The 5,240-nt window shown below is 61.0% G+C and carries 5 protein-coding genes; 1 reads left to right on the top strand and 4 read right to left on the bottom strand.

Annotation, left to right across the window (positions count from 1 at the left end):
* Positions 1-1,149 (top strand): geranylgeranyl reductase family protein (locus ACP5EL_RS08965; protein ID WP_428402170.1); only part of this gene is annotated, 1,149 nt, incomplete at its 5' end.
* Positions 1,150-1,206: 57 nt separating this feature from the next.
* Here ACP5EL_RS08965 and ACP5EL_RS08960 read toward each other — a convergent pair.
* The 4 genes from ACP5EL_RS08960 to ACP5EL_RS08945 form a co-directional block, all read right to left on the bottom strand.
* Positions 1,207-2,511: a magnesium transporter gene (locus ACP5EL_RS08960; RefSeq protein WP_428402169.1), complete on the bottom strand. Its 1,305-nt coding sequence runs from the start codon at positions 2,509-2,511 to the stop codon at positions 1,207-1,209.
* 254 nt (positions 2,512-2,765) lie between these two features.
* Positions 2,766-3,155, bottom strand: coding sequence for a 30S ribosomal protein S6e (locus ACP5EL_RS08955; RefSeq protein WP_428402168.1), 390 nt, complete (start codon positions 3,153-3,155; stop codon positions 2,766-2,768).
* 90 nt (positions 3,156-3,245) lie between these two features.
* Positions 3,246-4,424, bottom strand: a complete 1,179-nt coding sequence (locus ACP5EL_RS08950) for a PEGA domain-containing protein (protein WP_428402167.1) — start codon at positions 4,422-4,424, stop codon at positions 3,246-3,248.
* Between the two features lie 53 nt (positions 4,425-4,477).
* Positions 4,478-5,240: DUF128 domain-containing protein (locus tag ACP5EL_RS08945; protein ID WP_428402166.1), on the bottom strand; the 763-nt coding region annotated here is incomplete at its 5' end.

The raw sequence follows: 5,240 nt of genomic DNA, 5'->3' as shown, positions 1-5,240 counted from the left end.
ATCGATATCGCGGTGGTGGGCGCCGGCCCCGCGGGCTCGGTCGCCGCCGAGGCCGCGGCAAAGCGAGGAGCTGAGGTCGTTCTGATCGAGAGGAAGAGGGAGATGGGAACGCCGGTTCAGTGCGGCGGCTTTCTCCCCGAGAAGGGAGAGCTGCAGGCCCTCCTCCCCCATGCAACGATCCCCGACGCTCTGGCTGAGGTCCCCGAGCGTCAGATCCTCCATCGTACCCGGGTCCAGAGGATCTACTCCCCCTCAGGGAAGGCGAAGGAGTTTTTGGTCTCTGGAAGGGTGATCGATCGGAGGGGCTTTGATCGCGGCCTCGCCTGGAGAGCGGCGAGGGCCGGAGCTCAAGTCCTGGTAGAGACCCGAGCAGACCTGGACGGGACCGGCCTTCGGCTCTCGGGCCGGAACTCGGGGACGATGGAGGCGAAGGTCGTCATCGGGGCCGACGGCCCCGCCTCCGCCACCGCCCGAGGCGCAGGAATGGCAATCCGACAGGAGATGGGCGTCTGCCTCGAGTACGAGATGGCCGGCGTCGATACCGACCCCGAGGCCGCTGAGATGTACTTCGGGACCAGGTGCGCGCCTGGAGGGTACGCCTGGATAATACCCCTCGGTGGAGACGTCGCGAACGTCGGCATCGGCGCGAGGCCCGCTTACCTCCAGGGAAAGAGGCTCTGCGACCTCCTCGACACCCTCATCAAGGAGCACCCGATCGCGAAGGAGAAGCTCCGGAGAGGGGAGGTGACAGGAGTGATGAGGGGGCTCGTCCCGGCAGGCGGCATTCTGCCCGCGATCGCGAAGGAGAACGTCCTTCTGGCGGGAGATGCTGCAGGAATGGTGATGGCCACCTCCGGCGGCGGCATACCCCTGGCGATGGTGGGAGGTCAGGCGGCCGGAGAGGTCGCGGCCCGACATATTGGAGGCGGGGCCGCCCTCGCAGAGTACCCCTCGCGGATCGCGACGGAGATGGGACGAGAGCTCGATAACTCCGTCCGGATCAGAGAGATCGTCGACAGGATGATGAGAAGCGACCGGCTGATGGACGCCCTCTTCGCGATGCTACCTGCCGACCAGATGAAGGCGACGATGAGAGGACAGATCCCAAAAGCCCTGGAGAGGGCGCATGAGATCGTAGCGAACCGATGAGAACGCAAATCCCCATCCCTCTCGCGATCTCTTTCTTTTCTTGATCTTTCAACTCACTCAGACCGAGACGACCACCATGGTGACGAGGATCAACGATGCCGTCCCAAAAACGTCCATCACGCTGGTGATCATGGGTATGGTCACATTGTCGGGGTCGACCCCGATCTTGACGAAGAAGTAGGTGAAGTAGTAGGTGACGAAGATGGCCATAAGGGAGGTGAATAGCCCCGCCACGATGCATATGAATATTATATGGCCAAACCCCAGAGCATCCATCCCGAAGGCCTTCGATACGATGTAAGCGAGGAGTCCCAGGGTCGGGAAGATCAGGATGGAGAGAAGGAGGATGAAGCTGAAGTTGGTCCAGGTCTCGCCTTCGGGCCTTCGGCCCATCCTGACCACCCCCAGATGATAGGCGGAGGTGAGCCGGGAGGAGAGGATACCGCCGAGGTTTCCGCCCTCCGCATTGAAGACCGGTATAAGAAGCAGAACGGTGGAGAAGACGATCAGCATCTCCTCGGTCATCCCCATGAAGATCCCCGCCACGGTGGCCAGGGCCGTGGAGACGACCAGCACCGGCAGGGACTGTTTCACGATCCTGACCATAATGATGCGGCTCGATCCCAGGCTGTAGACCAGCGCCGCGATGGAGAACATTATGAATATGAGGGTCATCGCCCTGGCCAGAGGATAGCTCATCATCGATACCAGGATGGCGGAGGCGAAGAGCAGGGGGATGGTGATCACATCGCCCGCGGCGGTGATGAGGGGGACCGATATGTTGTCTGGGTCCCACCCCTTCTTGAAGCTCTGGTCGATCAGGAGCAGGGTGAAGGCCAGAAGGACCAGGCCCGAGAGAAGGCTGCTGATTACGGCTATCAAAGCCAGATCGTAGATGCCCATCGTATGGAGGCCCGCGACGATGGAGAAAGCTTTCACCACAAAGGCCAGAACCAGAGGCATGAAGAGGGTCTGAACAGCAACCCCGCCCACCTGCTGGCGGAGGGCCTCGGACTTTCCCAAGGGCGACGAGATCTCGCCGGTGTGAAAGCTGGTGCCGAGCCTCGCCCCAAAAGAGCCGAAGATGTTGCCCCGGAGGTTTATGGAGCTGGGGATCAGGACGATAAGGCCCGGGTAGAGGGCCAGAAGGGGGGACATCTCGGCTATGGTGAAGCCGGCGAAGATGTCCGCCACCGCGCAGATGACCAGGGCGAAAAAGCTCTGTTTTATGATCTTGGATATGTTTCTGAGGGTGGATGCGAAGCTATCGTTCGCCTCGGTGGGCATGGCCACTAAGAGGGACTGGTCCGCACCAGCCCGAGAGAGCAAAGACAACTCCTCCCCCGTCTCGAACTCCGCCATGATCTGCACCTCGCCAAGATCGAGGCGGAGGTTCTGGTTTTTGGGCCTCTTCTGCCATGCTGAAGTCCTCAGTCATCTCATATGGGGCCGTACGAGACCGTCGACTCCTTCCGAAAGCCGGCTCTCCGAAGAGATTCCGCGGTGCTGCGAGGCTATTTCTCCGGCAGATCGATAGTTGCCGCCGAACCTCTTCGGGGGCCTCTCCGGCCGCGGCCCCCCGTCTCAGGCGAATCGCCGCCATCGTCGCGATCTGCTCATTCAGCAGGGGCCGCGCCCAATAGCTCCTCCACCGACTTTGCGCCGCGTTCTTTGATCTTGACGTTGATCTGGCCGACGTCCGCTGAGATGTCGTGACCGTGGACCGACTTTCTCCTCCTCCGCCCCTTCTCCAAAGGGTGGTACCCTGTTCCGCTGGCGATCAGGATCTTCCTCCGCTTGGACCCGGGGAGGTCGCGACGAAGCGGAAACCCTTCACGATCGCTTCCTCCAGTGATCTCTATCGAATAGCCGGGCATGCCCACTGCATCGCCGTCGATTACGTCGCCGATCTTTCGGCCGAGGAACTTGTTGGCGGCGGTGTCCTTTGCCTCCACCTGGTAAGCTTTCCCGCTCTGGGGATCTGAAATAACGACTCTGAAGTCCATATTTTCTCCTCGCAACTGAACAGGGCTCCACTACAGCCCCTCAACTTATAAAACCTTATCCGGGATCGGTCACCCACCATACCTTTAGCGTCATCGATCTGCGGGCATGGGCACCTTCTCTCTCCCGATCACCGGCCCGACCTCGGATATGGCCCTATGGGTGGGTATCTCGTCCAGATATGATCCCTCTATTAGCGGGCCATCGACCACCACGGCGTAGATCCTGTAGACCGTCCCCTCCTCGACATCGCATCGCGTATACCAGCGGCCGTCGCGGTTCGGCACCACCTGTTTTCTCACCTGGAGGTTTTCGTCGTCATACCTCACCAGAACGTATACCTGCCTCTTCGTCCCCCGGATCCTGCTGGACTGGCCCTCGACGAGGCCTGCCCACCTCTCCTCTCCGTCGCGAGGAAAGCTGATCTTGACCGAGGTGGTGAGCCTTGATCGCGCCCAGGAGGCGATGCTTCCCGATCCTATCAGGAAAGAGAGGAAGGCCACGACGATGAGGAGCTTTCGATAGTTCTCCTCGACAAAATCACCCTCGTCGGACGTCGGGCGGAGCCGGGAAGACGTCTCTGGAGTCGGATGCAGATCCTCCATCATCGCTGAGGCGTTCTGGGCTTCTTGCGTCTCGTCCGTCGCGGGAGGGGCGGGCTCTCTCGGGCTGAGGATGACGGGGATCGTTCTGGTGCTCTCGGAGAAGTCGACGACGTTGAACCAGTTCCAGTAGCCCTGGAGATAGACCTCTACGAGATGGCTCTCCGGCTCCACCGTCGCGATGAAAGGAGTGACCCCGTAGAAGATCCCGTCGACGTAGACCTCCGCCCCGGGCGGATCGGAGACGATGGGAACTCTGACGTAAGGGGGCTTTTCGTCTTCGATCTGGACCGCTGCGATCTCGGATCGATCAGATACGGCTTCCTCCTTCGGAGCGTCCTGCAAAGGCTCCGCCCCGGCGGTCTCAGCCGGAGGATCAGAGGAGGCCACCTCAAGAGAAGACGAGGGTTCAGACGATGACGCCTCGGATGCTCCATCGGGCCGGAGCAGATCTTCGCCCCCTTCCTCCCGGCTGCTCTGCATCGTCTCTATCAGCTCGTCGATATCGACGGGACCGTCGCCGTTGTATCCGATCCTGTAGATGGGGCGCGGCCCAGAGCCGAGGCTGACGGCGTCGGAACCTCCGGGGAGGTCGTTCTGGCCGACGCCCGGAGAGAAGGCCGCATAAAGCAGCATTAAAGCCATCAAAAATCGGGCTTCGCGAATCAAGATCCCCACCTCCGACCCTTGGGCACGGCAGATATTATACTCTGTGGTCAGGCTCAACGGAGCCCTTTCATCCTGCCGTAGTCCTCGAGAGAAGATATGGGCATCGTCCTGATATCGACTCCCAGCTCTTCGGACGCCACCACGGCGTTGACCCCGCCGCAGAAGGCGATCCCCACCTTCCCGGAGCCCACGGGACAGCCCATATTCGGCTCTCCGGGCTCGCTCATCTTCATCATGCCGTCGACGCCGGCCCCCTTTGCCCTATCCAGGAGATCCCGGGCCTGATCGATGGCTGCCACCGGAATCTCCCTCAAGTTGGCGAGAACGGAGCCGTCTTTGGCCCTCACCGCCTCGCTAACCCGGGTGGTCTTTCGCGAGATGAAGACCCTCATGGGATCGAGAGACGAGCCGGCGTAAGCTATCAGATCGGTGAACTCCGATAGGTCGCCACCCTTCACCTCGACGACGCCTGCAAAGGTGGTATTGACGGGAATTCCGGCCCGCAGGAGCATCCCGTCTACGGTGATGCTGCAGACGGTGGAGATTCCCAGAAAACCTGGCGGGATCTCCATGGAGGCCATCTCCTCGCCCTCATCCCGGATCAGAACCCTTCTGCTCACCGCGAAGCCGGCATCGAAGACCAGCTTCATCATATCGAAAGCCCTCTCGCTGTCCCTCTTATCCAGGAGGCTGGTGTTGACCACCACCCTGTTCTCCTCGGAGTCGGGATCGAAGCTCGACCGATACATGTACTCCTCGATCCGGGCGTTGACGAAGCCTATCCTGTCGTCCACCAGGGCGTCGGATAGCTCCCTT

This window comes from Methanocrinis sp. (assembly GCF_049974945.1).
Classification (GTDB): Archaea; Halobacteriota; Methanosarcinia; order Methanotrichales; family Methanotrichaceae; genus Methanocrinis.
Note: the sequence above shows the minus strand (reverse complement) of the source record. Positions and strands in the feature narration are given on the sequence as shown.